Here is a 26,394-nt window from a genome sequence, read left to right on the forward strand (position 1 = left end):
TGACTTGGCCATCCCCGCAGTCCGCGCCGGATGGCTATCATTTCTGTCTTGCCATGCTAAGTCGGTCGGCTGTCGCCAAGCTGTCGAACGCCTGCCAGATTGTTTAACGTAAACCCTGCCAAAAGTGCGCCTGCTACTCGTTGAAGATCACCCGGATCTGGCTGCGCTGGTCATCAAGTCCCTCGGGGACAGCGGCTTCGTCATTGACCACGCCGTGGACGGCGAGGCCGCGCTGCTGATGATCGCCACCGCTTCGTACGATCTGATCCTTCTGGACCTCTCGCTGGGGAAGGTCGACGGGCTGGACGTTCTTCGCTCGATCCGGACGCAGGGTGTCACGACACCGGTGTTGATCCTGACGGCCCGCAGCGAGATCGCCGATCGCATCCTGGGCCTCGACCTCGGGGCCGACGACTATATCGCCAAGCCCTTCGACCTTGGCGAACTCGAGGCACGCATCAAGGCGCAGCTTCGCCGCCGCCAGGGTGGCCAGCCGGTGACCACCTACGGCGGCCTGTCATTCGATTCGGTGGAGAGATCGTTCTACTGCGAGGGCACGGCGTTGACGCTGAGCCGGCGCGAACTGGCGGTGCTGGAAGCGCTGTTCCTGAGGGCCGGCCGCGTCGCCACCCGGGACGTGCTGTTCCAGTGCGTGTTCTCGATCGACGACGAGGTCAATCCCGAAACTATCGAACTGTATGTGTCGCGGGTCAGGAAGAAGCTGAAGCCGAGCGGTCTGGTCATCACCGCCGTGCGAGGCGTCGGCTATCTGCTGGAACAGCGTCAGGATGGCTAGGCAGCCTTCGGCGACGAGCTTGCGCCGGACCCTGCTCTGGCGCCTGGCGCTCGCGTTGCTGACCGTCGGCATCGTCTCGGCTTTCGCCTCATATCGCACCGCGCTGAAGGAAGCCAATCAGGCGCACGACCGAACGCTGCTGGCCTCTACGCGCTCGATTGCCGAGCGTATCCACGTGACTAACGGCCGGGTGACCGTCAACGTCCCCTATGGCGCGCTGGATACGTTCCAGATCGATGCGCGCGGGCGGATTTTCTATCGCGTGCTGGATCCGGCAGGCCATTTCGTCTCCGGCGAGAAGGACTTCCCGGCAATGCCGGCCAATGTGCCGCGCAGCGAGGACTATCCGGCGCTGGTCCATTTCTATGACGATGCCTATGCCGGAACGCCCCTGCGCGTGGCGGCGCTGTGGCAGCCGGTGACCGAGGGCGGGCAGCAGGGCGTTGCGCTGGTGCAGGTGGGGGAATCGCTGGAGATGCGGGATGACATGGCCAGACGGTTGCTGTTCACCATGCTCTGGCAACAGGCGGCGATGATCGGCGTCTCGATGACGTTGCTGGCATTGACGGTGGCCGCCACGCTGCGGCCGCTGAAGCGGTTGCAGGATCGCATTCAGGCCCGCCGGGCATCGGACCTCGCTCCGGTCGAGGGCGATGACCTGCCCAGGGAAATCCAGCCGCTGCTGCAAACGCTGAATCAGTACCTCGAACGTCTGCGGGTCATCGTCGAAAACCAGAAGCGCTTTCTCGACGATGCCGCGCATCAGCTTCGGACATCGCTGACGCTGGTCAGGGGCCATGTGGACCAGCGCATACGCGCTTCGGATCACGGCGGCGATCTCGCCGAGGTCAAGGCCGCCATCGACCGGACAGTGCGGTTGACCAACCAGTTGCTGACGTTGGCGCGTACAGGGGATGGCGACGTCCTTGCGCCGGACGGTGACGCGATGCAGCGCATCGAACTGGGCAACCTTTGCCGCGATATCTGCGCGGAGTGGTATCTCCATGCGCGGGAGCGGAGGCAGGATCTCAGCGTGGGCGAATGTCCGGCTGGTGCATGGGTCGTTGGCAACGAGGCCATGCTACGAGAGATGCTGGCCAACCTCCTGCACAATGCCGTGAGCTACACGCCGGCTGGTGGGAGCATCTCCGTGACGGTGGAGCGGTCCGACAGCACGCTCTGCATCCTGGTGGACGATAGCGGGCCCGGCATCCCTTCGGCGGATCGCGAACGCGTGTTCGAACGCTTCGTTCGCATCGCCGGCACGCTCGGGGCGGGGAGCGGACTTGGTCTGGCGATCGTTCGGCAAATCTGCGAAGCGCATCAGGGTAGCGTGCAACTGGAGTCCGGCGACAAGGGCGGGCTACGCGTCAGGGTGACGCTGCCGGCGGCCCCCGCCGCACCGCCCGCTGTGGCCTGACAGGCGCTGCAATCCAATCCGATTGGCCATTTGTAACTCCCCCCTGCAAGTCATCAGACGACGGCCTATAATCCCTGATTCATTGATGCAACAACGATTGATCGGGCAACAAAATGACTTCGGAATTTCGCCCTGAGCAGGATGTATCACCTGGCAGGGCAGTAGCAGGATCACCGGCCAACCAGTCGGTGAGGAAAGGGCAGGTCCTGCCCTTTCGCGAGTCTTTGCTTGCGATGACCGGCATCGCATTTGTCGTGATGCTGGTTGCACTTGACCAGACCGTGGTCAGTACCGCGCTGCCAACCGTGGTGGCGGAGTTGCAGGGCTTCGAGTTTTACGCATGGGTGGCTACGGCCTACCTGCTGACGTCGGTCATTACCGTGCCCATCTTCGGGCGACTCGGGGACTATTACGGACGCAAGCCGTTTGTGCTGGCCTCGATCGTCGTGTTCGTGGCGGCATCGGCGCTTTGCGGCATGGCTACGAACATGCCGTTCCTGGTAGCTGCCCGCGCATTGCAGGGGATCGGTGGTGGCATGTTGGTCGGCACGGCGTTCGCCTGCGTTCCCGATCTGTTTCCTGACCCGCATGTGCGCTTGCGTTGGCAGGTCATGATGAGCACGGCGTTCGGCTTGGCCAATGCGATCGGCCCGTCGTTGGGCGGTGTGCTGACTGAGTGGTTCGGATGGCGAGCGGTGTTCTACATCAACCTGCCGGTTGGCTTGCTGGGGTTGCTGATTGCCTGGCGCTTCCTGCCGCATTTGCGTCATCAGTCGCATACCGAGCCAATCCGTATCGACTGGGCTGGCGCCGCACTAATCGCGGCAGGGCTGGGTAGTTTGCAACTATCGGTGGAGTGGCTGCCTGAACGGGGGCTTGGCGTTGTGACGATCGGCCTGATGGTCTTCTCCATCGCCGCGTTCGTAGCGCTGTGGCATTGGTCGCGTAAATCAGCGAATCCGATTCTGCCGTTCGACATGTTCCGCAATCCGAGCCTTGCGTCGCTGTTCGTGCTTTCCGTGCTGGCGGGCTTCACGATGTTCGGCTTGCTGCTGTACGCACCGTTGCTGTTCCAGGGCGGGTTTGGCTATTCGCCGAAGGAGGCCGGGCTGCTGGTGACGCCGCTGGTCGTATGCATCACGATCGGATCTATTGTGAACGGCCGCATCATCACCCGGATCCCGCGCCCCAATGCCATGCTTTACGCGGGATTCACGATGCTGGCGCTGGCGCTGCTGGGTCTCTCGCAGGCGACGCGCGGTATGCATCACAATCTGCTGCTTTCGATCATGTTGCTGGCAGGGCTCGGACTGGGCTTTGTCCTGCCCAACCTGACGGTATTCGCCCAGCAGACCGCCGGTCGTGCCCATCTCGGCATCGCTACGGCGATGCTTCAGTCGCTGCGGATGGTCGGCGGGATGGTAGGGACGGCACTGGTTGGCACGCTGGTCACGCGCAGCTACACGTCTGGCGTGACGTCGGCGCTGGCTGCCGCCAATGCGACGGATTGGACTGCCAGGATGACCGACCCGCAGATCCTGATCGACAAGGCCGCGCAGGCAGAATTGCTGACCAATTTGCAGCAGGCAGGGCACAATGGAGCCCTGCTGCTGGAACAGGCGCGGGTGTCCCTCGTCGGCGCCATCCATCTTGGCCTGTTGCTGGCGGCAATCGCTGCATTGTTCGGTGTCTGGCGCGCGCGCCGGGTTCCGCCGATCAAATTGATGCGGGTAAATGAACCCGTGATGGCTGCGGACTGATGACAGCCGTGCGGATGTGAAGCACATTCGCCTACAGGAGGAGTGGAGTGGAACTGGAGCGACAAAGCCTGGCTGTCCTGCAGCAATTTGGCCGGACCTACCGGGCTTATGCTGCGGCATTTGAACAGCGAATCGGACACCCGTTGCCGCGTTGGCGCATTCTGTTCGCGTTGTATGGGCACGAAGGCCCGATTGCTCAGAAGCCGCTGGCCGATCGTGTCGGCATGGACCCCGGCGCGCTGACACGCCAGCTCAAGACGTTGCAGGAAATGGGTTGGGTCGACCGGATGACCAGCGAGCGCGACAACCGCATGACCAACGTCACGCTGAGCGCGCTTGGCCGCGAGATCGTTGACCAGGCAATGCCGCGCCGCTCGGCATTCCTGCAGGACGTGCTGGCCAACGTCACGGAAACGACGATGCACAACCTCTCGAAGGGGCTGGTTCAGCTCGAGGCGGGCATCGCCGACGCAGTCGCGCGCACGCAGGCGGAACGCGACGCCGCCTGATCTGGCAGCGTCGCCTGGCTGCTCTCTATCCGCCAAACAACGCCGCTATGGCCGTTGGGTTAGAAGGGAAGTACAGGTGCACGTAGGACGCGGTAAGCGACCCGGACCGATAGACAGCTTCCCCGGTTCCATCATCGCGCGGTGACCGCGCGTGCAGGAGCGGAGTCAGCGGAGTGTCGGTGGTCGAGTAGTGAAACGTGTGTCCGCGTACCGGCTGGCCGACCATGCCTTCCCTCGTAGGTAGCTCGATGGCCTGATGGCCGATTGCCGCCAGTCGTTTTTGCATCGTCACCGTGCCGGGCAGCAGCCCGGCCATGCGATGGGTTTGCCCTTCCTTGTCCACCAGGTTGTCGAACAGCGCCATCATGCCGCCGCACTCCGCCAGCATTGGCAGGCCGTGTGCGTGCGCCGCGCGGATCGCGTTGTGCATCGGCACATTCGCGGCGAGCGCGGCGGCGTGCAGTTCGGGGTAGCCACCGGGCAGCCATAGCGCGTCACAGTGCGGCAAAGCCGCGTCACGCAAGGGCGAGAACCATGTGATATGCGCCCCGAGCGCGTTCAACGTTTCCACATTGGCCGGATAAATGAACCGGAAGGCATCGTCGCGCGCGATGGCGATGCGCCGGCCCTCCAGCAGGCGCGGCAATTGCTGCGTAGGCGTGTCCGGAAACACGATCGGCTCTGGCAGGTGCGATAGCGGCAGTGCGGCCAAGGCATCCGCCATGCGATCCAGTCGCGCGGTAAGGTCGGGAAGCTCGTCGGCGCTGAACAGGCCAAGATGCCGCTCCGGCAACGCCGCCGCATCATCGCGGGCCAACGCGCCGGCCCAGTGGATGTCATGCGGCAGGCTGTCTCGCAGCATCTCGGCATGGCGTGCGCTGCCGACGCCATTCGCCAGCACGTGCATCGCGTGAAATGGCTCGCCGTAGGTCGCCAGGCCGTGGGCCACGGCACCGAACGTTTGCGCCATCGCGCCTGCCTGGATGACGGCGAGGACCGGCAGTCTAAAGCATCGCGCGACATCCGCACTGCTCGGCGTGCCATCGTGCAGGCCCATGACACCTTCGACAAGAATCAGATCCGCGGTCTGCGCGGCCAGGGCAAGACGTTGGCGAGCATCGACTTCCCCTGTCATCCAGAGATCGATCGATTGCACCGGAGCACCGCTGGCGGCGGCAAGCAACGTCGGGTCGAGGAAATCGGGCCCGATCTTGAATACGCGCACGGTACGGCCCTGCCGCGCATGAAGGCGTGCCAAGGCGGCGGTGACCGTGGTCTTGCCCTGCCCCGATGCGGGGGCGGCAACGAGCAACGCGGGGACCGGGCGCGTGCCGGTTCGTGTTGTCGTGCCCAACGGAGAGGATTGAATAGGAAGCGGGGGCATCTCGGAGGTGGCAATGCACGGCGGCAGCGCCATGCGATGCGATGGATTATATCGGGCAGACATCTCCACCTTTAGCGCCGTGGCAGGACCATGCCCTGAAGTGCCACACACTCGAACAGCTCGCGGTCATTGGTGACGCCGAGCTTCTGCATGGCGCAGTTCTTTTGCCGGCTGATGGTCTTGACGCTGCGGCACAGCGTGGTCGCGATCTCGGTTACCGTGCGGCCGGTCAGGTATAGCCGCAGTACCTCCATTTCGCGCGCGGACGGACGCTGCTCGCCATCGCGCCCGCATGGCAGCATCGTCCGGAGTTCGGTGGGTGCCAGCGCGCGTAGCGCGGACTTGCCGATGTAGGTAAAACCGCGCTGGGCTCGCCCGATTGCGGTCATGATTTCCGCCAGCGGACTGTCCTTGATCAACAGCCCATGCACGCGGACATCCAGTATCGTGCGTAGCACGAGCGGATTCGTGATCATGGTGAGCACCACCACGGATATCGACGGGTGCCGTCGCCGCAGCGACGTGATCAGGCGCACGCCATCGAGCTCGGTGGGTCCGGGCATGTGGTAGTCGGTCACGACCACATCCGGTTGGAGCAGATCGACCTGTTGCTGCAACTCCGTGGCACTGGTGGCTTCGCCGCAGACTTCCCAGCCAGTCTGCGACGACTGTACCCTGGCTCGGATTGCCGCCGTAATGACGGGGTGGTCGTCGGCCAGCAAAATCCTCAACGTCATCCAATGACTCCTGAACATATGGGTCGGATACGGCTGCACGCTGGCGTCAAAAAAGCGCCGCACGCGGGAGTGGCGTACGGCGCGAACACGCAGCAACTGCGCGCACGCGGAACCGCGAATCAAACGGGAGACGACTCGGAGAGCACCGCGATGCACGGCGAGATTAATGCCCGGATCGCGGGAAGGGAGTAAGAGGATTCGCAAAAAACGTATTGCATTGCCTTGCGTCGGGGACATCGAACGCAAACGACCCCGTGGCGCGATGCACCACGGGGTCGTCGGTTGATATCAATACGTGTGGGTCAGGCTACTGCAAGAGGCCTGGCGGGTTGTCGTGCCTGACGGCGTCCGTCGATGGCCTTGAGAGGGTCTCGCAATACCGAGGCGCCGACGTCCATGATGTCGCGGAGCGTATTGCGGTCATCAGACTCCTGGGGCATCCAGAAATGAAGCGCGGCCCAGGCCGGGAAACTGCTGGGTGGCGCCAGCAGGCGCGCCTTCCGATCGCGTGTGACGAGCGGCACGTTGAAGTCGAGCACCGGACAGATACCACCTGCCGCATGTAACAGCGTGATCTGGGTATGCCACGACGGCACCACGGTTTCGCGATGGCCGGGAGCAAGGGCCTGGCGTTCCAGGAATCCACGTAGGGGACTTGCGGCGTCGCAGTCTTCCTGCAGCAGGATCCAGTCGCTTTCCACTTCGTCCATCGACCCCGTGCGCGTGACGCTGATCAGGCGTCGCGGCGTGGCCATGATGCTATGTGGGATGACCGAGTCGGGCACGTTGGCGCCATCGACGACAAAGGCGCAGTCGAGATCGCCGCTATCCAGGCTATCCGCCAGCGCCGCATCGGCAATGACCGGCCGCGTGATGAAGCTGTCCTGCGGGAAGCGTTCGCCCAGGGCGGTCAGGATTTCGGTAATGACCGGATCGCCAATTGACGAAGAAAACCCGATCGAAATGCGTCGGCCTCGGGTTGCCTGGGCGGCATGTTCCCCGCTTGGCTGCACGAGTTGATTCCATTTGGCCAGAATCTGACGCGCGGTCTGCTCGAGTCGCAACGCATGAGGCGTGGGTTCCAGCGCGCCATTTCGTTTCACGAACAAGGCATCGCCGGTGATTTCGCGCAATCGCGCCAGGCTATATGCCACTGTGGGTACGCGCCCTTGAGTGCAAGCCGCAACCGCATTGAGGTCGCGATACTCCATAAGCAGAACGAAAACATGCAATAGCTTCGTGCTGACGTGCCGCATACTGACTTCTCCCGATCCGAGTTCTACTTTGTTATTTGTTCTGGTGATGCAACATCATTACTGCTTCTGACTGCCGGCCGGCTCTCCTTGCGGAAATTCGGCGAGGGCGATGGCAGGTACTGCTGGCACTACCAAAAACGGGCGGGGGCGACGGCGAGGCGCCCTGGCAACCGAAGACGCCGCGCGCGGACGCTGAATGTCCGCATCGCGCCTTGCAGCCACCACTTCCTCCAGACCGCACGGGTTTGTGTATCCGGTGCGTGCTACGGCAATGGCTCCTATTCGTCAGACCAGGAAATATGCAGCGGCTTGTGGCGGCGTCATCTGCCGACGCCGTACCGCTTTGACGCCTGTCCTCATGCGCCGGGCGGCGCCACTGCAGGCGTTTCGAAATTTAGTTGATGCGTAGAAATCTTAATACAACATTCTGGAAACTACTAGTAATGCTCAACTTCCAGACGGTTGTGCCATACCAACAAAGATCCTATGTACGAACAACGATACAACCCTGAAACCCGCCTCAAATGGGGGTTTCCGTCAATGGGAGTGCATTAGTCGACGCCGAATCCGGGTGTGAATTCAACATTCTGGACTGGCAGTTGAGAATGGCAGAGGTAGGAATTTTTCCAAATTGGAATAACAAAATTTGAATTGCAAATGTGAGTGTACGGATTGTGCCGAATAGTTGTGGGTGTATCCCGACAATCCTGTAGAGGCGTTGTTCAATTTGCTTAACTCGTGCCGCGAAGACACTGAATTGCCTTTTGCGCGGGCGGTGGGCTACCTTACGGGCAGGGTAGGCGGGAGGGCCGTGCGCGCGATCGCATGGGCGCCTGACTGGAGGCCGGCGAGCGGAGACATTTGCGTGAACAGACGCTATTCGGAAGAACAGATCCGCATGTATCTAGAAGAGGCCGCCAAAGGGGTGCCGGTGCGGGTGACCTTGCCCCTGTTCCACGAATCCCATAACCGAGGGAATTAGGCAGCCCGGTGTTGCTGAGCTGCGGACCAGTTTTTCTCGAACGTCATGGGGCTGACGTAGCCCAGCGTCGAGTGGAGTCGGCTGGCATTATAAAAGCCAAGCCAGTCAATTACCTCGTCCATTGCGGCGCGGCGGGTAGCGAACTGGCGACCGTGCAGGCGAGCGACCTTCAACGACCCCCACAGACTCTCAGTCGGCGCGTTGTCCCAGCAATCGCCCCTGCGGCTCATTGACGAGCGCATGCCATACGCCTTCAGGGCGTCTTGAAACAGATGGCTGCAATACTGGCTTCCCCGGTCGGTGTGCACAATCACACCGGCTTCCGGGCGGCGCCGGAACCAGGCCATGCGCAGCGCGTCCGTGACCAATTCGGCCTTCATGTGTGGTTGCATCGACCAGCCAACCACCTGCCGGCTGAACAGGTCGATGATGACCACCAGGTAGAGCCAGCCTTCGGCGGTCGCCACATAGGTTATGTCGCTCGTCCAGACTTGATTGGGTGCTGCTGGGCTAAAGTCGCGTTGCAGCAGATTGGGGGCCACCGGCAAATCGTGGTTCGAGTTGGTTGTCGCGATGTACTTGCGCTTGTGGCGGGCACGGATGCCGTGCAGCGCCATCAGCTTGCGAACACGCTCCTTGCCCACCCGCACCCCACGCGCCAGCAGTTCCTTCCACATGCGCGGCCAGCCGTACTCCCCCTTGACCCCGGCGTGAATCGCCTTGATGTGGGCCAACAAGGCATCGTCACTGAGTCGGCCTCTATCTGGCCTGTCGGTGCTTACTGTGCGTTGCTTGCGCTGGTGATAGCCGCTGGGGCTGACCCCTAACAGCTCACACAGGACCGAGACCGGCCAGTAACGTCGGTTTCGCTCGATGAACGCATACCTCACACCGACTCCTTCGCAAAGTATGCTGCGGCTTTTTTTAAAATATCGCGCTCCATCTTCAAGCGCGCCACCTCCGCCCGAAGCCGGGCCAGCTCCATCTGCTCCGGGCTGACCGGCTTCATACCCGCACCAGTCAGCTTGCCTTCCCGCTCCGCCTTGACCCAGTTATGCAGCGTCTGCGCTCTGATGCCCAGGGTCGCGCTAACCACTGCCATGCTCTGCCCGCTCTTCACCAGCCGTACCGCTTCCAGCTTGAATTCCAGCGTGTACTGCGCCCGCTTTGTCTTGCTTGTCATCACATCTCTCCTTGCTTCAGTTTAACCTCAGCAAGGGATTCGTTTTGCGGGGGCAAGCTCAGTGCCGGTGCGGGAGCTCTGCGCGCGTTATGGCTTCAGCGATGCCTCGTTCTACGGTTGGCGGGCCAAGTATGGCAGCAAGGTACGGCAACACGACCCGTCCGACAGCCGCAGATTGCGTCAGTTGGAAGAGGAGAATGCGCGACTCAAGAGTATGCTTGCGGATGCACTGCTCAAACTTGAGTTGCTGCGCAATCGTACCGGCAGGCACGGCGATGGCAAAAGCCATTGATTGGTTGGTCGCCGCATCGAGCCGGTTCCTCTTGCCACTGCAATGTCTCGCATGACATTGGTTTCTGGAGTTTTTTCGTGAAGAAGGTTTTTGCTGCCGCAGGCGCAATGGTGTGGCTCGGGATGTCTGTCGCTCAGGTTCATGCGGCGCCTCCGCAGGATCCGGGTACTCCGATAGTCGCGCCGCTGCCGCCGCGCATGCTCGATCCTGCGACGTCCACCGTCGAGGATACGGGGGGCACGCTCAGTGCCTCTCAGGTCGAGCGATGCCGCCAGTTACTCGACCAGATCAATGCCTTGCCGTCGGGGCCGCAGTGGGGGCAGGGCAAGTCGTCAGTGACGACGGCAGATGGCCGGACCTATTCCACGCTCGAGCGCGCGCCGGATCGCAAGCGCCTCGAGGAGGCGTACCGGCAGGAGTGCGCCCAGTCACGCAAGTAAGTTCTGATCCGCCGTTGCCAGGATGATGCCGGGTGTGACCAGGCGATTGTCGAAAGGGATGGTGGTTACATCCGTCATTGCAGGAGCAAACATGTTCCACTTGCGACGTTTCCTTGCCTGGTCGTTCGGGCTGATGTTGCTGGCCGGCGCAAGCAGCGCACTGGCGCAGGCCAAACTGGACAAGCCACAGCTTGACCAGCTGCTTGCACCGGTTGCGCTGTATCCCGATGCACTGCTGTCGCAGGTGCTCATGGCATCGACCTATCCGGCGGACGTGGCTTCCGCCGCGGAATGGTCGAAATCGAATCAGAGTCTTTCGGGTGATGCGGCCACCAAGGCCGTCGAAGGCGAGCCGTGGGACCCAAGCGTGAAGTCGCTCACCGCTTTTCCCTCCGTGATGGACATGATGGGACGCCAGCCGCAGTGGGTCGAGAGCGTGGGCGATGCGTTCCTGGCGCAGCCCGATGACGTGATGGACTCGGTGCAACGCCTGCGCGTACAGGCGCAGAAGGCGGGCACTCTCAAATCCAACGAGCAGCAAAAGGTGGTCACGCAGCAGAGCGGCGGCACCACCATCGTCCAGATCGAGCCCGCCAGTCCGCAGGTGGTGTACGTGCCGTCGTACAACCCGACCGTGGTCTACGGCGCATGGCCCTATCCCGCCTATCCGCCGGCCTACTACCCGCCGCCACCCGGATCGGTGTTCGCCACCTCGCTGGTGGCCGGCATTGGCTTCGGGCTTGGCGTGGCGGCTGTGAATTCGATGTGGGGCGGATTCAACTGGGGTAGCCACGACGTCAACATCAACGTCAATCGATACAACAACATCAACGTGAATCAGCGACTGGACGTCAATCGGTCCAACGTGAACTGGCAGCACAATCCCGCGAACCGTGGCAACGTGCCGTACCGGAATCAGAACGTTGCGAACCGCTACGACGCGCAGCGTCAGCAGGGGCTGGCCAATCGCCCGCAGGGTGGTCAGCAGCGCCTGGGTCAGGCAGGTGGTGGCGTGCAGAACCAGCAGCGTCTGGGTCAGGGCGGAGGCGGTGTGCAGAACCAGCGCGACGCAGAGCGTCAGCGTGCGGCCCAGTCGTTCCAGGGGCGTACCGGCCAGTCGATTCCCGGACATTCGGCGCCGAACGTGAATCGCCAGGCTGGCGGGCAGAATCCGCGGCCGGCTGGCGCGGATCGTCAACGTGCCGATCAGGCCGATGCGCGCAACCGTGCGCGTGACAGCAACCGCAATAACGCGTTCAGCGATGCAGGCAATGGTGACCGGATGCGTCAGCAGGCAAACCGGGGCGATCGCAGCGGCTTCCAACACAACGCGGGCCAGGTGCAGCAGCATTCCGCGCCGGCGAGATCTGGCGGGGGCATCCACGGCGGTGGTGGCGGTGGTGGTAGTGGCTTCCACGGCGGTGGTGGTGGCGGCTTCCAGGGCGGGGGCCATGCTGGTGGAGCAGGTGCGGGTGGCGGTCACCTTGGTCACGGCCGGAGGTAACGATGAAGCGTCAATCGAGGTTCGAATCCATGTTGCGTGCCGGCGCGTTGGCGATGCTGCTGAGCATGTCCGTTCCCGTTCTGGCCCAGCATGTCTATCCGACGCCGGATGCCGCAGCTGATGCGTTCGGCGATGCAGTGGCACGCAGTGACCCTGATGCGCTGAAGCAGGTGCTCGGCGCGAACTACGAGAAGCTGGTGCCGCCGGGGCTCAGCCAGAACGACATCTACGATTTCCTTGCCGCCTGGGCAAGCCATCATGCCGTCCAGCCCGATGGCGATAAGGCCGCACGTATCGAGGTGGGCGGTAGCGGCTGGACGTTCCCGGTTCCGCTGGCAAAGCGTAAAACCGGCTGGCAGTTCGATCTGGCTGCCGGCGAGCAGGAGATGCGGCGCCGTCGGATCGGGCGCAACGAACTCGTGGCGATGGATACGTTGCTGCAGCTCGCCGATGCCCAGCAGCGTTATGCGGAGCAGATTGGCAATGGCAAGTACGCCCATCAGCTCGTGAGTACGCCCGGCAAGACCAATGGGTTGTACTGGCCATCGGCATCGGCCGAGAATGATAGCCCGCTTGGACCGGATGCCTTGGCAATGGGCCCCGAGGTGCCGCCGGAGGAAGCGTTCTACGGCTATCGCTATCGGATCATCGCACCGCCGAAGGGCAGCGACGCCAAGTTCGCGTTCATCGCCTGGCCCGCGCGTTACGGTGATAGCGGCATCCACTCCTTCATGGTCGATAGCGAGCGCCGTTTCTACGAGCGAGACCTAGGCAAGAGTACCGGCACGCGCGCGGGTGCCATGCGAGCCTTTTCGCCCGAGGGTTGGGAGCGGGCTGCAGATCGCTGATTCCGGATCCGAAGTCTCCGGCAATTGCGTCTAAGCTGGATCCGGACCGCGCAGCGTGATGCGGTCTGCTTCGGCGTGGACGTCTGACAGCCCTTTCTCGTCGACGATACGAAGCTGACGGTGCCGCACCGTGATCAGCCCGACGGACGCAAAGCGGGACAGAAGCCGCGAGACCGTCTCCAGCGTCAGGCCCAGGTAGCTGGCGATATCGTTGCGAGTCATCGCCAGCATGACTTCTCCCCCGTCGGTGCCGCGGCGGCGGTGTTCCGCAGCCTGATCGAGCAATAGCATGGCCAGCCTCTGCGCGGCCTTCATTGAGCCGATGGTCACCAGCAACTCGCGCTGCCGCAAGGCGTCGCGGTGAAGTAGCGCGAGCAAGGCGGCGTGAACCGCCGGATCTTCCTCGCAGCGCTTCGCTGTCTCCAGTGGCACCACACAGCATTCGGATGCCTGCAGGGCAATCGCGCTCGTGCCGAACTGCGGCGCGTCATTCGGCTCGAGGCCGGCTACGTCACCGGGGAGCATGAAGCCGGTCAATTGCCGCCATCCAAGTGCCGATTCGTACATCCGCTTGATGCCGCCGTGGCGCAATGGGTAGACGGCGCGTACCGGTTGGTCCTGCCTGAATAGCGCCTCGCCGGCTTGCAGGTGCTTGCGCTCGGGGCTTAATGCTGGTCTGTCGGGCAGCAAGGTGCCTCCGTGTGCACTTGCGCAAACGGACTGGAACGGGCACAGGGTGCAGCATGAGGCGCTGGGGGCTTGGTGGTCCAGTGGTATTGCCTCCTGGCAGGCATGATGGACATTTTTTCCCGACAGTATAAGTGCCCACGAACATCGCTGATCGTGAGTCGATCTGCATTCTTTTAAACAAGCGTAATAAGTTTTTTTGCGGCCTCTTAGGGGGAGAGGTCAGCATGTGCCCGGAAAGTAGAGAATTCTTTCAAAAATTCATGTTGTGCCTTCAAGACAATGTCGGAAAAGCGCCTCGTCGATTGTGTTATGCTGCATCGCACAAGAAAGGAGGAGACCCGTTCTCAAGACGAACAGGAGTCTTCATATGGCCAAAAGCCTCTCTCCGGACTGGGATGCGCAGCTTCGACAAATTCGTCGCGCGCAGTTTCAGCCCGCGAAACAAATTCGTACATGGCTGGAGCGTCTGGAACTGGCGCCCCCAGCCACTCATCGCCAGCGCCACACCGCGCCAGGCGAGGCCGGGCCGGCTGAATTGCCAGGCAACTGGCAGTCGCTGAATCTGGGCCTGACGCCGTTACCCGGCGAACTGGTCCCGCAACTCTCGTACCGCCTCTATATCCCGTCCGGCGCCAAGGGCGCATTGCCTGTCGTGGTGATGCTGCACGGATGTCAGCAAACGCCTGAAGCCCTGGCGGCTGGCACGCGCATGAACGCGCTGGCCGAGCGCGAAGGATTCATGGTGGCTTATCCGCAGCAGCCATTGCGGCGCTCCGTGCATCGGTGCTGGCAGTGGTTCGACCTCGCGGCCGGGCAGGGCGGGCGCGAAGCACAGGCGCTGGCACTGCTGATCGACGAACTGGCAACCCGGCCCGACGTACGTATCGGCGAGATCTACCTTGCCGGGTTGTCGGCCGGTGCCGCGATGGCGGCTCTGGTGGCGTTGCGCTACCCGGACAAGGTCGCTGCCGTGGGATTGCACTCCGGTGTGGTGATCGGTGCGGCCGATTCGCCCCGGGCGGGCCTGAGGGCGATGCACGAGGGCTCGGCGATCGAGCCCGCGCTATTGCTCGATGCTGCTGGCGTGACGCCCGGCGGTCCGGCCATGCCGGCCATCGTGTTGCACGGCATGGCGGACGAAGCGGTGCATCCGATCAACGGGCGTTTGTTGACGCAGCAGTTCCTGGCCTACAACGGCCTGGGTGGCAGCCTCGGCGGACAGATCGAAAGCGCTAACGATGCGCCGCTGGGCAAGGATGGCGAAGTTCGCGAAGCGCGCTTTGGCCGCTGGAATCGCGATCTGGTCCGACTGGTGGAAGTGGGGGGGCTGGGTCATGCCTGGAGTGGCGGCGATGCCACGGTACCGTACCACAGCAGCATCGGCCCGGATGCGAGCTGGCTGATATGGCAATTTCTCCGTCAGCACAAGCGGGCGGCGTGACAACGCAGGACGGGGCCCGAAGCGCGCCCAAATGAAAAAGGGGGAAGGCTGTCAGCCTTCCCCCTTTTCGATTGTGCCAGCGCGGCAAGCGTGGCGAGCGCGATCAGGCGTGCCGCTTGCGTACGAACAGCGCCGTCACGATACCCATGATGCAGACGCCAACCACATAGTGGGCCGGGGCCAGCGAATCATTCTTGAGCATCAGCGAGACGATCACCGGCGTCAGTCCGCCGAAGATCGCGTACGAGACGTTGTACGAGAAGGACAGCCCGGAGAACCGCACTTGCGCTGGGAACGCGTGCACCAGCACGTAAGGCACGGCGCCAATCGTGCCGACGAAGAAGCCGGCCAGGGCGTACAGCGGCAGCAGCAGGTCGGGACGGGTGCCGATCGTCGTGTACAGCACGCAGGCCGTGGCAGCCAGCAGTGCGCCACCGATCGAAAGTGTCAGGCGCGCGCCAATGCGGTCAGCCAGGATGCCGGCCACCACGCAGCCGATCGACAGGCACAGCGTTGCGGCGCTGTTGGCCACCAGCGCGGTGCGGGCGTCGAAGCCGTACAGCGTCTGGAGGTAGGTCGGCGTCAGCAGGATCACCACCACGATGCCAGCGGACAGCATCCACGTGAGCAGCATCGAGATGACAACGGCGCCGCGGTGGTCGCGCACGACCGTCTTGAGCGGCAGTTCGGCGGCCAGCGCCTTGCGTTGCTGCAGTTCCGCGAAGACCGGGGTTTCATGGAGCCAGCGGCGCAGGTACATCGAGCCGACACCGAACACGCCGCCCAGCACGAACGGCACGCGCCAGCCATGGTCAACGAGTTCCTGCGGATCGAATACGGCGTTGATGCCTGTGGCTACCAGCGAGCCGAGCAGGATGCCGGCCGTCAGACCTGCAGTCAGCGTGCCGCAGGCATATCCGACGTGACGCCGGGGCACGTGTTCGGACACGAACACCCATGCGCCGGGGACTTCGCCGCCCACGGCGGCACCCTGCAGGATGCGCAGCACCAGCAGCGCCATCGGCGCCAGCAGGCCCACCGAAGCGTAGGTCGGCAGAAGGCCCATCAGCAGCGTCGGTACCGACATCAGCAGAATCGACAACGTAAACATTTTCTTGCGGCCGAGCAGGTCACCGAAGTGCGCCATGATGATGCCGCCCAGCGGGCGTGCCAGGTAGCCGGCCGCGAAGATGCCGAAGGTCTGCAGCATGCGCAGCCAGTCCGGCACGGATGCCGGGAAGAATAACTGGCCAATGACCTTGGCGAAGAAAACAAAAATAATGAAATCGTAGAACTCGAGCGCGCCGCCAAGTGCGGCAAGCGCGAGCGTCTTGTAATCCTGACCGGTCAGCGGGCGAGCGGCATGGCCGCCTTGCGCACCCGAAGCCCCGGCAGTACTGCTGGAGGTGGACATGAAAAGACTCGCATGGATACATTCACATGCGAAGCGCGCAACACGGATGACGTGGAGGGGGACGGCCGAAGGGATAACAGCACGAACTGAGCGAACCGGAGGCCGGCGGGGTAAGCAGGCTGGCAGGCAACGGACGCTTCGCAAAGGCGTAACGATACCAGATCGGTCTGTCGCATCCCTGATTTTGTATAAATCGGATTACTAAATCGTCCTTTGCACTGCCATAATCCGTCTCCATAATGAAAAACAAGTGAAATCCGGGGCACAAAGCGCGGGCTGGCATGGGGCTGAGCCTGCGTGGGGTCGAACTACTCTGGGGTGACATGGCTTTCAAGGATTCCATCCAGGCCGCGACAGGGGCGGCCATGGCCACGCCTCGCAGGCGCGTGGCCGTACGCGTCGCGGGTGGCGTGGTGGCCGCGCTGGCCGTATTCGGGCTGGCCGGCTATTTCGGTGGGCCGCCGCTGATCAAGTATCTGGTGGAGAAAAACGCCACCGAGGCGCTTGGGCGCAAGGTGACACTGGGCGAGGCGCATGTGAGGCCGTTCAGTCTGTCCGCCACGATCAACAACCTGACAATCTACGAGCCCGACGGCAAGACGCCGACGGTGACGCTCGGCGAGGCCGAGGCCAAGACCTCGGCCGCATCGGTCTGGCACCTCGCGCCGGTCATCGATTCCCTTCATGTGGATGCGCTGTCCGTGCACGTCTTGCGCGATGCGAATGGCCGCATGAACTTTGCCGATGTGCAGGAACGCTTTGCCGCGCTGCCGCCGAAGCCGGCCGACGCCAAGCCTGCGCGATTCTCGGTCAGCAATATCGCGGTGACGAATACCAGCTTCGTCTATGAGGACAAGCTGCTCAATACCGTCCAGCGCGTGGAGAACTTCACGCTGACCCTGCCGTTCCTGTCCAACCTGCCCCACGACGTCACCCTGAACACGGCGCCGAGCCTGTTTGCGAAGATCAATGGGTCGCCGCTGGCGCTGGCTGGCACGATGCAGCCTTTCGCGGACAGCCGTGAAGCAAACCTCAACATCAACCTGGATGGGCTCGAGGTAGCGAAGTACATGGCGTTCGCGCCAAAGCTGAAAGATGCTGAAGTCAAGAGCGGGCTCGTGGATACCCGGCTCAATGTGGGTTTCCGTCAAGAAAAGGACAAGCAGGACCTGTACGTGTCCGGAACCATTGCCCTGCGCGACGCCGACGTGGTGACCCATGCGGGCGCGCCGCTCGTCAAGGCGGGACGGCTGGCGGTCGACCTCGATCGTGTGGAGCCGCTGGCCCACAAGGCGCACGTGAAGAGCATCGAACTGGACGGCTTCGGCTTGCTGGCAACCCGAGGTGCCGACGGCGCGCTCGATCTGGCGACGGCCTTCCTGCCGGAAGGTATGAAGTCAGCGCCGGCCAAGGCTCCCGCAGCCGCACCGGTGACCGCCACGCCGGCCCCGGCCTCGGTGGTTGCTGCATCGGGCGTGCAGGTGCCGCCCAAGGCCGAGGAGGTGCCGTGGTCCTACGCCGTCGACCGCATTGCGATCAAGGACGCGAAACTGGGGTTTGTCGATGCGATGGCGCCCTCGGGGCCGGGCAAGCTGGACATCGGGCCCGTGAATGTTGATATCGCCAACCTTGCCAGCACCGGGGACAAGCCTGCCAAACTCGATGCCACGGTCACGATCGCCGATGGTCAGACCATCAAGCAGTCCGGGGAACTCGACCTCAAGAAAGGCACGCTGAACGGCACGCTGGAAACCGCGGGCGTGCGCCCGCAAGGCTTCGCGGCGTGGTGGCCGCACGAGTTGCGCAGCCAGTTCGGTGATACCGGCATCAATGCCGAGCTGAATTACAAGATGGCGTGGTCGCAGCCGGTGTTCCAGTTCACGCTCGAGAAATCCCGGCTTGAACTGTCACCGCTCTACGTGGCCACTCGCGAGCCTGTCAATCTGCCCGCTTCGGCTGGCAACGATGATCGCGCGACGAAGGCAGCGAGCCCGGCGCCGAAAGGCCGCGCGGGCCGCGCGCAACGCGGCAACCGCGCTAGCCAGCGCGTGGCAGACACCGAGGGCGCCAACCTGCCGCTGCTCAGGGCTGACAAGCTCGTGCTGGACGACATCCAGCTCGACTTGGCCAAGCAGACGTTCGAAGCGGGGCAGGTATCGCTGGCCAAACCGCAGATCGCGGCAACACGTGACCATAGCGGCCAACTGCTGGAGATGGCGCGAATCTGGGCCGTCGAATCAGCCGAATCCGCCGGCAAGCGGGCGCGTGCGCCGGCTGCGGCGACGGCCGCGACAAATGGCGGAGGCGCGGGAGGGCCGGGCTGGAAGGTGCGCGTCGGCAAGATGGCGGTGGATGGCGGCTCCGCGCGCCTGGCGGACTATGAGCCGGCCGAGGCCAATCGCGGTCGCCCGGTCATTCACCAGTTCCGCAACATCGGATTCACCAGCGGCACCGTGACCTGGCCGCTCTCGCCGGGAGCGGTGCCGATGAAACTGCATGCCGAAAGCGGGCGCAAGGGCGTGATGAACATCGACGGACAGGTCACGCCGACCGGCCCGGCCGCGCAATTGCAGCTCGATCTACGCGAACTCGACATCGCGCCGTTGCAGCCCTACATGGCTGACCGTTTCAACGCTGCGTTGCGCAGCGGGGCGCTGACGCTCAAGGGCAAGGTTGCCTACGAGGCACCGGCCGGCAAGCCGATAGCGGTGCGATTCAATGGCAACGTGATGGCCGGTAATGTGCGTACGGTGGACCGTGTCACCGGCGACGACTTTCTGCGTTGGCGCTCGCTGGCCGTGAGCGGCGTCGACTTCAACATGAATGATGCGAAGGGGCCGCTCCAGCTCGGAGTCAACAACGTGGCGTTGTCCGATTTCTACGCCCGGGTGATCCTGAACGCCAATGGCCGGCTGAATCTGCAGGACGTGATGGCGGGTGGCGCGGCAAAGGGCGAGCCAGCACCGTCGACCAGCCTGACCCAGGCGAATCCGGCTTCGGCACCCGAAGCCAAGCCCGAGGCCAAGCCGGAGACGGCGGCCGCACCCGCGCAGGCAGCGGGGCCCAAGCCGGTTATCCGTCTGGGTGGTGTTTCCATCGACAAGGGGAACATCAACTTCTCGGACTTCTTCATCAAGCCGAATTACTCTGCCAACCTGACCGGCATGAAGGGGTCGATCTCCAAGGTCTCCACGGGGGATCCGACGCCGGCAGATCTGGTGCTGGATGGCCGGCTCGACGATGATGCTCCCGTCAATATCAGCGGCAAGATCAATCCGCTGGGCGAACAGCTCTTCCTCGATATCGCCGCCAAGGCCGACGGCGTGGAACTGACGCGTCTGACGCCTTACGCGGCCAAGTACGCAGGCTACCCGATCACCAAGGGCAAGCTGAATGTCGATGTGGCGTACAAGATCGAGAATGGCAAGCTCGATGCGAAGAACCACCTCTACCTGGACCAGCTCACGTTCGGCGACAAGGTGGACAGCCCCGACGCGGTCAAGGTGCCCGTGCTGCTGGCGGTATCGCTGCTCAAGGACCGCAATGGCGTGATCGATATCAACCTGCCGGTCTCGGGCTCCTTGTCTGATCCGGAGTTCAGCATCGGCGGTGTCATCCTGCGCGTGATCGTGAACCTGCTGGCCAAGGCGATCACCTCGCCGTTCGCGCTGATTGCCCATGCATTTGGCGGCAACGCGGAAGAGCTGGGTTATATCGAGTTCGCGCCGGGTTCTTCCACGTTGACCGACGACGCGCACAAGAAGATCGAGACCATCGGCAAGGCGCTCGCCGACCGGCCTTCGCTCAATCTGGAAATCAGCGGCCGGATCGACCCCGACACCGATGCCGATGGCGCGCGCCGCGTCTGGCTGAACCAGCGCGTCGCCGAAGCCAAGCAGCGTGATCTGCGCCGTTCGGCACAGGCAGGCGCGCAGGCGGAAGAGGGCGAGGGCGGCGAGCAGGGCGCCACGGTCACCGTATCGCCGCAGGAATATCCGAAGTACCTGGAAGCGGTGTACAAGCGCGAGTCGTTCAAGAAGCCCCGCAACTTCATCGGCCTGACCAAGTCGTTGCCGCCGGCCGAGATGGAGAAGCTGCTGCTCGAACATGCGCCCGTGACCGATACGGAACTGCGCGCGTTGGCGGAGCAGCGGGCGTTGACGGTCAAGCAGGCGCTCGAGCGCGATGGCAAGGTGCCCAACGCCAGGCTGTTCCTGACCGCGCCGAAGCTCAACGCGGAAGGGATCAAGGACAAGGGCAAGCCCAACCGCGTCGATTTCTCAATCCGTCAATGATGGGACGCGTGCCGGCGTTTGAACGAAATGCTCGAACGCCGGCGTGGTGACCGTCATCGAAAACCGCGTATCATGCGCCCCGAAACTTGAATCGATATCGGGAGCGAGATGTGCAGCAGGAAGCAGTAGCCTACAAGACTTGGGTTTGCCTGATTTGCGGCTGGGTGTACGACGAGGAACTGGGCTTGCCCGAAGAAGGCATTGCCGCAGGCACGCGCTGGGAAGACATCCCGGACGACTGGCGCTGCCCGGAATGCGATGTCGGTAAGGGCGATTTCTCGATGATCGAGATCTGAGGTCAGGTCAAGGCGCTTCGCGCTGGGTCGCCGATCGACAGATGCCCGCGCGCCGTCGCTTTTGCGCGCAGCGCGTATAGCGCATCCGGTATGGGTGGCTGCAGCGCCACAATGCCGTGCCCACAGTCACGACCAGCAGCGCCACCATCACGGTGGCGAGCATAAGAAGAGACATCGCGCCTCCTTCTCGCCTGCAGCCGCTCTGGCCGTCTTGCCTGGCGGCGTTCTCTCTCTAACTGGTGTCCTGTTCGATCGCCGATCGCTAGATCAGCAGTGGCAGGGCTTCCAGCACCAATACCCCAAGCAGGACTCCCAGGATCGCGCCGGCGCAACGGCAACTGATACGCAACGCCTTGGCCGCAACTGGAATCGCGCCCATCGCCAACAAGCCGACGAGTGCCATGGGGATCAGGAATACAAGATCGTGCGCCTGTAACTGAAGATGCAGCATGGCGGTCTCCTATCTTGTTTCTTTGTTCTTCCAGTATAGGCAGTGTGTGGCGAATACAAGGCTGTAGTGCTTGGGGTTGTCCCGTACTGTTTGCGTCATGTCATGCTCTGCCAAGTATCTCGCGCGAGACTTGGCCCGAAGCCGTTTGTACCGTTGACAGCGCACCTGGACGGTTTCCCACGCGGTTTTCCTGTCGTGTCAGCCGTATTGATGACGAGTGTCCTATGCTGGACGCACGGGGTCACCAAAGCAGACTGAAGCAGACTGGAGGACGCTATGGAACTACATATGCATTCGCACCACTACATGCGTCGCCTGCCGGACTGGACGGCGGCCGCCGTGTCCGGGCTCGCGGCCGGTGCGCTGCTGATCGTCGTGGAGATGTTCTGGTCGACGATGGTGGCCGGCGTTCACCCATGGGGCACCACGCGCATGGTTGCCGCAATCGTGCTCGGGCGCGATGTTCTGCAGAACTCGTTCTTCAGCGTCAGCACGGTCGCCGCAGCGTTGATTATTCACTTCGTGCTCGGCGCGATACTCGGCTGCGTGCTGTGCGCGATCATCGCGCCGTTCCAGCTCGATTCGAGCGTCGGCATGTCGCTACTGGTCGGGGCGGTATTTGGCCTGGTGGTGTACATGTTCAACTTCTACGTGATGACAAGCGCCTTCCCGTGGTTTGTCGACCAGCGTGGCTGGCATACGCTGGTAGGGCACCTCATCTTCGGGATGGCCATCGCCATCTGCTACTGGAAGCTGGAGTCGCGCGGTGTATCTCGTTAGATACCTGCCGTGAAATTCTGTACCGAATACATCATGTGCTGATGGTCTGATTGCGTCGCGCACTTTGCCACTACACGGGGCCGCGCGTGGCCACGATGGCGGATCGGGAAGTAAGCTTCCCCTCCGCCATTTTTTATTGTGGCCATGCGCGTCCTGGCGCACCGATATCGGCACGATGTCGCCTTGCCGTGACCTGAAACGATGCACTAGTCTTAATCCACCTGCGCAGTCTGCGCATTCCTCGCGGCTTTTCGTCCGCGCGGAGGAGGGGGGTCATGGCGATCGCCATCGCACTCGTCATCATTGTCGTTGCCTCGGTGCTCTTTCATTTCCTGAGCCCGTGGTGGGCGACACCGCTGGCGTCCAACTGGAAACAGATGGACGACACGCTGACCATTACCCTCGTCATCACCGGCCTGTTCTTTGTCGTTATCAACCTGCTCGTCGGATACATCGTCTGGCGCTTCCGTCATCGTGCGGGGCATCGCGCTGCCTATGCGCCGGAGAACCCGAAACTGGAGCGCTGGCTGATCGGGTTGACCGCTGTGTGCATCATCGCGTTGCTGGCACCAGGCCTGATCGTCTACGCGGAGTACGTGCGGCCACCACGCGATGCGATGGTCATGGAGGTGGTGGGGCAGCAGTGGCAATGGGCCTTCCGCTTCCCCGGCAAAAGTGGCCAGCTCGGTACCACGGACCCGCGATTCGTCAGCGGCACGAATCCACTCGGCCTGAATCCCGATGATCCAAATGGACAGGACAACATACTCGTCATGGGGCCGGAGGTACACCTGCCGCTGAACCGGCCCATCAAGGTGCTCCTGCGCTCGAAGGACGTTTTGCACGATTTCTATGTGCCACCGTTCCGCGCGCGCATGAACATGGTGCCCGGCATGGTCACATCGTTCTGGTTCACGCCCACCAAGACCGGTCGCTTCGATATTCTTTGTGCACAACTCTGCGGTCTGGGCCACTACAACATGCGCGGCCACGTCGTGGTCGAGGAGCAGGCCGCTTTCGACACGTGGCTTGCGAAGCAGCAGACGTTCGCGATGACGCTGGCAAAGGTCGCCGCTCCCACCGCTGCGCCAGCCGAAGGCCCCGCTGTGGCGGGCGCGTCGGCTGGCGCCGCCGATCTCGTGGCGCAGGGCCGCGCACTGGCGCAAAGCAAAGGATGCGTGGGATGCCATAGCGTCGATGGCAGCGTGGGTGTCGGCCCAAGCTGGAAGGGCCTGTACGGCAGCACGCAGACCTTCAGCAACGGCAGCAGCGCGACCGTGAACGATGCGTTCCTGAAGACGGAGATCGAGGACCCGCAGGCCCGCATCGTCAAGGGCTTCGGGCCCGTCATGCCCAAGTTGCCTGTTACCGATGCCGACGTGGTGGCGCTGTCGGCGTATATCCGTTCGCTGGGTGCTGGCGCAACGGGCACCCCGCAGGCCGGCAAATAGCGGCCCGGTGCACAGTCAGAGATCGGAGAGCAAAAAGATGGCCTATGCCGATGATGCCGCCCACCACGGCCCACAGAGTTTCTGGACGCGCTACATCTGGAGCCAGGACCACAAGGTGATCGCCGTGCAGTACACGCTGGTCGCCATCGTGGTCGGGTTGATCGGTGTGACGCTGTCGAATCTGATGCGGATGCAACTGGGTTTTCCGGGGAGGTTCGATTTCATCGACGCCAATCGCTATTACCAGTTCGTGACGATGCACGGGATGATCATGGTGATCTACCTGCTGACGGCACTGTTTCTTGGCGGTTTCGGCAATTACCTGATCCCGCTGATGGTTGGCGCGCGCGACATGGTATTCCCATTCCTGAACATGCTCAGCTTCTGGGTCTACTTCCTGTCGGTGCTCGTGCTGCTCGCCAGCTTCTTCGTGCCGGGCGGACCCACCGGCGCGGGCTGGACGCTCTATCCACCGCAGGCAATCCTGCCCGGCACGCCAGGGCATGACTGGGGCATCATCCTGATGCTGGTGTCGCTGCTGATCTTCATCGTGGCGGCTACCATGGGTGGCCTGAATTACGTGACCACGGTGCTGCAGGCGCGTACCGAGGGCATGACGATGCTGCGGATGCCGCTGGCCGTGTGGGGTATCTTCATGGCGACGATTCTCGCACTGCTGGCGTTCCCGGCGCTGTTCGTCTCCGGTGTGATGATGCTGCTCGACAAGACGCTCAGTACCAGCTTCTTCATGCCCGCAGTCGTCTCGATGGGGCAGCAGCTCAACTACAAGGGCGGCAGCCCTCTGCTGTTCCAGCACCTGTTCTGGTTCTTCGGTCATCCCGAGGTTTATATCGTCGCGCTGCCCGCGTTCGGGATCGTCTCCGATCTGATCAGCGTGCATTCGCGCAAGAGCATCTTCGGCTATCGCACGATGGTGTGGGCGATTCTGGCCATCGGTGTGCTGTCGGTGGTGGTGTGGGCGCACCACATGTTCGTGAGCGGCATGAATCCGTACTTCGGCTTCTTCTTCGCCACCACGACGCTGATCATCGCGGTACCCACCGCCATCAAGGTCTACAACTGGGTGATCACGCTGTGGCAGGGCGACATCCATTTCTCGGTGCCGATGCTGTTCGCCATCGCCTTCATCAGCACGTTCGTGATTGGCGGCCTGACGGGCCTGTTCCTCGGCAATGTCAGCGTGGACATTCCGTTGTCGAACACCTACTTCGTCGTGGCGCACTTTCATATGGTGATGGGCGTCTCGCCGATCCTGGTCGTCTTCGGCGGGATCTACCACTGGTATCCGAAAGTCACCGGACGCATGCTCAACGACACGCTTGGCCGCATTCATTTTTGGATCACGTTCGTCGGCACCTACGCCATCTTCTTTCCGATGCACTACCTCGGTATTCTGGGGATGCCGCGGCGCTACTACGCGTGGCAGGGCTATGACTTCATACCCGAGTCCGCGCACACCCTGAACATGTACATCTCGATCGCAGCGTTCATCGTCGCGGCGGCGCAGTTGCTTTTCATCTTCAACCTCGCGTGGAGCGTGCGGCGTGGACAGCCTGCAGGCGCCAACCCGTGGCGTGCCGCCTCGCTGGAGTGGCAGACGCCGCAGACGCCGCCGGCGCACGGCAACTGGGGTGCGCATCTTCCCGTGGTCTATCGCTGGGCTTACGCGTACAGCGTGCCGGGTGCGAAGGAGGACTTCATTGCGCAGAATGCGCCGCCAGACGCAGGTGGGAGCGAACCCGAGCCACACGCGAGAAGGGGGGCCGTGGCATGAAAGCCGAATCGTTCGCGGTGGATACGGGTGGCGGCGTCTTCCGGGCTTCGCGTGAAGCACCCGGAGGCAGCCCCGCCGGTGGCGACGCCTTGCATGGACATGGGGCCCGCACCCCCGGCAGCTTAGGGTTGTGGGTATTCATGGGCGTAGTCACGGCGCTGTTCACCTTGTTTCTGGCCGCCTACATCATGCGCATGGACAGTCCGGACTGGCAGCGCATTGCGCTGCCGTGGCAGGTCTGGCTGTCCACGGCCGTGCTCGCCGCCGCGTGTGTGGCGATGGAGATCGCCAGGCGGGCGGCGCACTCGGGCCGCATGGTGAGAGCACGTCATGCGTTTCGCCTTGGGGGGATGGGCGCCGTGGCGTTCGTTGGCGTGCAGTTGTGGGCGTGGCAGGCGCTGTACGCGCTTCACGTCGTCCCAGCGAACAATCCAGCGGGCAGCTTCTTCTACTTGCTCACGGCCATGCACGGTCTGCACATGCTTGGCGGGCTGGTGGCCTTCGCGTTTGTGGCGGTGGATCGCGGTAGTGGCACGCGCACGGTGACGCGCATCGGGCTGTGCGCGCGCTATTGGCACTTCCTGTTGGCGGTATGGGTCGTGTTGCTCGGCGCGCTGGGCTGGCTCACGCCGGAGCTCGTCGCGTACATCTGTGGCAGGTCTTGACGGAG

At 62.9% G+C, this 26,394-nt stretch carries 23 protein-coding genes; 15 read left to right on the forward strand and 8 right to left on the reverse strand.

The window, feature by feature from the left end; translation table 11 throughout:
• Window positions 1-124 precede the first annotated feature (124 nt).
• From RMET_RS20385 to RMET_RS20400, 4 genes are all read left to right on the forward strand, one after another.
• Window positions 125-796, forward strand: coding sequence for a response regulator (locus RMET_RS20385; protein ID WP_011518445.1), 672 nt, complete (start codon window positions 125-127; stop codon window positions 794-796).
• Window positions 797-815: 19 nt separating this feature from the next.
• Window positions 816-2,216 carry a sensor histidine kinase gene (locus RMET_RS20390; RefSeq protein ID WP_231138528.1) on the forward strand — a complete coding sequence of 467 codons (1,401 nt, stop codon included), beginning with the start codon at window positions 816-818 and terminating at the stop codon, window positions 2,214-2,216.
• A gap of 233 nt (window positions 2,217-2,449) precedes the next feature.
• The gene (locus RMET_RS20395) at window positions 2,450-3,976 is read left to right on the forward strand and encodes an MFS transporter (protein ID WP_029309284.1); all 1,527 of its coding nucleotides are present in this window, start codon (window positions 2,450-2,452) and stop codon (window positions 3,974-3,976) included.
• 47 nt (window positions 3,977-4,023) lie between these two features.
• The gene (locus tag RMET_RS20400) at window positions 4,024-4,485 is read left to right on the forward strand and encodes a MarR family transcriptional regulator (protein ID WP_011518448.1); all 462 of its coding nucleotides are present in this window, start codon (window positions 4,024-4,026) and stop codon (window positions 4,483-4,485) included.
• A gap of 25 nt (window positions 4,486-4,510) precedes the next feature.
• Here the strand turns inward: RMET_RS20400 and RMET_RS20405 are convergent, their stop codons facing one another.
• From RMET_RS20405 to RMET_RS20420, 4 genes are all read right to left on the reverse strand, one after another.
• Window positions 4,511-5,797, reverse strand: coding sequence for a cobyrinate a,c-diamide synthase (locus tag RMET_RS20405; protein ID WP_029310304.1), 1,287 nt, complete (start codon window positions 5,795-5,797; stop codon window positions 4,511-4,513).
• Window positions 5,798-5,940: 143 nt separating this feature from the next.
• Window positions 5,941-6,606: a response regulator gene (locus RMET_RS20410; protein ID WP_029309286.1), complete on the reverse strand. Its 666-nt coding sequence runs from the start codon at window positions 6,604-6,606 to the stop codon at window positions 5,941-5,943.
• Window positions 6,607-6,908: 302 nt separating this feature from the next.
• Entirely contained in the window at window positions 6,909-7,862 is a 954-nt protein-coding gene (locus tag RMET_RS20415) for a LysR family transcriptional regulator (RefSeq protein ID WP_011518451.1), read from the reverse strand.
• 978 nt (window positions 7,863-8,840) lie between these two features.
• Window positions 8,841-10,027 (reverse strand): IS3-like element ISRme13 family transposase gene (locus RMET_RS20420; RefSeq protein ID WP_085960481.1). Its coding sequence is split into 2 segments (ribosomal slippage): window positions 8,841-9,772 and window positions 9,772-10,027, totalling 1,188 coding nucleotides; the frame shifts between segments, so codons are not numbered across the junction.
• 67 nt (window positions 10,028-10,094) lie between these two features.
• Here RMET_RS20420 and RMET_RS34545 point away from each other — a divergent pair.
• The 4 genes from RMET_RS34545 (at window position 10,095) to RMET_RS20445 (ending at window position 13,111) form a co-directional block, all read left to right on the forward strand.
• Window positions 10,095-10,319 carry a transposase gene (locus RMET_RS34545; protein WP_196776423.1) on the forward strand — a complete coding sequence of 75 codons (225 nt, stop codon included), beginning with the start codon at window positions 10,095-10,097 and terminating at the stop codon, window positions 10,317-10,319.
• A gap of 122 nt (window positions 10,320-10,441) precedes the next feature.
• Window positions 10,442-10,759, forward strand: coding sequence for a hypothetical protein (locus tag RMET_RS20435; RefSeq protein ID WP_011518453.1), 318 nt, complete (start codon window positions 10,442-10,444; stop codon window positions 10,757-10,759).
• 91 nt (window positions 10,760-10,850) lie between these two features.
• A complete protein-coding gene (locus RMET_RS20440) occupies window positions 10,851-12,263 on the forward strand; it encodes a DUF3300 domain-containing protein (protein ID WP_011518454.1) in 1,413 nt (470 codons plus the stop codon).
• A 2-nt stretch (window positions 12,264-12,265) separates the two neighbouring features.
• On the forward strand, window positions 12,266-13,111 hold the full coding sequence (locus RMET_RS20445; protein WP_011518455.1) for a DUF2950 domain-containing protein: 846 nt from the start codon (window positions 12,266-12,268) through the stop codon (window positions 13,109-13,111).
• A 30-nt stretch (window positions 13,112-13,141) separates the two neighbouring features.
• Here the strand turns inward: RMET_RS20445 and RMET_RS20450 are convergent, their stop codons facing one another.
• Entirely contained in the window at window positions 13,142-13,801 is a 660-nt protein-coding gene (locus RMET_RS20450; RefSeq protein WP_011518456.1) for a Crp/Fnr family transcriptional regulator, read from the reverse strand.
• Window positions 13,802-14,168: 367 nt separating this feature from the next.
• Here RMET_RS20450 and RMET_RS20455 point away from each other — a divergent pair, with 367 nt between their 5' ends.
• Window positions 14,169-15,242: an extracellular catalytic domain type 1 short-chain-length polyhydroxyalkanoate depolymerase gene (locus RMET_RS20455; RefSeq protein ID WP_011518457.1), complete on the forward strand. Its 1,074-nt coding sequence runs from the start codon at window positions 14,169-14,171 to the stop codon at window positions 15,240-15,242.
• Window positions 15,243-15,345: 103 nt separating this feature from the next.
• Here the strand turns inward: RMET_RS20455 and RMET_RS20460 are convergent, their stop codons facing one another.
• Window positions 15,346-16,656 carry an MFS transporter gene (locus RMET_RS20460; protein ID WP_011518458.1) on the reverse strand — a complete coding sequence of 437 codons (1,311 nt, stop codon included), beginning with the start codon at window positions 16,654-16,656 and terminating at the stop codon, window positions 15,346-15,348.
• 323 nt (window positions 16,657-16,979) lie between these two features.
• Between RMET_RS20460 and RMET_RS20465 the strand changes: the two genes are divergently transcribed.
• Window positions 16,980-20,951 (forward strand): DUF748 domain-containing protein, encoded by a 3,972-nt coding sequence (locus RMET_RS20465; protein WP_029309830.1) that lies wholly within the window; start codon window positions 16,980-16,982, stop codon window positions 20,949-20,951.
• 110 nt (window positions 20,952-21,061) lie between these two features.
• A complete protein-coding gene (locus RMET_RS20470; RefSeq protein WP_008644636.1) occupies window positions 21,062-21,247 on the forward strand; it encodes a rubredoxin in 186 nt (61 codons plus the stop codon).
• Between the two features lie 7 nt (window positions 21,248-21,254).
• Here RMET_RS20470 and RMET_RS33650 read toward each other — a convergent pair whose 3' ends face one another.
• Together RMET_RS33650 and RMET_RS20475 are read right to left on the reverse strand one after the other, a co-directional pair.
• On the reverse strand, window positions 21,255-21,422 hold the full coding sequence (locus tag RMET_RS33650; protein ID WP_155714372.1) for a hypothetical protein: 168 nt from the start codon (window positions 21,420-21,422) through the stop codon (window positions 21,255-21,257).
• An 87-nt stretch (window positions 21,423-21,509) separates the two neighbouring features.
• Complete coding sequence (locus RMET_RS20475) at window positions 21,510-21,698, reverse strand: hypothetical protein (protein ID WP_008644630.1); 189 nt, start codon at window positions 21,696-21,698, stop codon at window positions 21,510-21,512.
• A 276-nt stretch (window positions 21,699-21,974) separates the two neighbouring features.
• Between RMET_RS20475 and RMET_RS20480 the strand changes: the two genes are divergently transcribed.
• The 4 genes from RMET_RS20480 (at window position 21,975) to RMET_RS20495 (ending at window position 26,389) form a co-directional block, all read left to right on the forward strand.
• Window positions 21,975-22,478, forward strand: a complete 504-nt coding sequence (locus RMET_RS20480; RefSeq protein ID WP_011518461.1) for a membrane protein — start codon at window positions 21,975-21,977, stop codon at window positions 22,476-22,478.
• Window positions 22,479-22,753: 275 nt separating this feature from the next.
• Window positions 22,754-23,929 (forward strand): cytochrome c oxidase subunit II, encoded by a 1,176-nt coding sequence (locus tag RMET_RS20485; RefSeq protein WP_011518462.1) that lies wholly within the window; start codon window positions 22,754-22,756, stop codon window positions 23,927-23,929.
• A 37-nt stretch (window positions 23,930-23,966) separates the two neighbouring features.
• A complete protein-coding gene (gene ctaD / locus RMET_RS20490) occupies window positions 23,967-25,724 on the forward strand; it encodes a cytochrome c oxidase subunit I (RefSeq protein WP_011518463.1) in 1,758 nt (585 codons plus the stop codon).
• A complete protein-coding gene (locus RMET_RS20495) occupies window positions 25,721-26,389 on the forward strand; it encodes a cytochrome c oxidase subunit 3 family protein (RefSeq protein WP_011518464.1) in 669 nt (222 codons plus the stop codon). Before ctaD ends, RMET_RS20495 begins: the two co-directional genes overlap by 4 nt.
• Window positions 26,390-26,394 lie beyond the last annotated feature (5 nt).

This window comes from Cupriavidus metallidurans CH34, from assembly GCF_000196015.1.
Taxonomy (GTDB): domain Bacteria; phylum Pseudomonadota; class Gammaproteobacteria; order Burkholderiales; family Burkholderiaceae; genus Cupriavidus; species Cupriavidus metallidurans.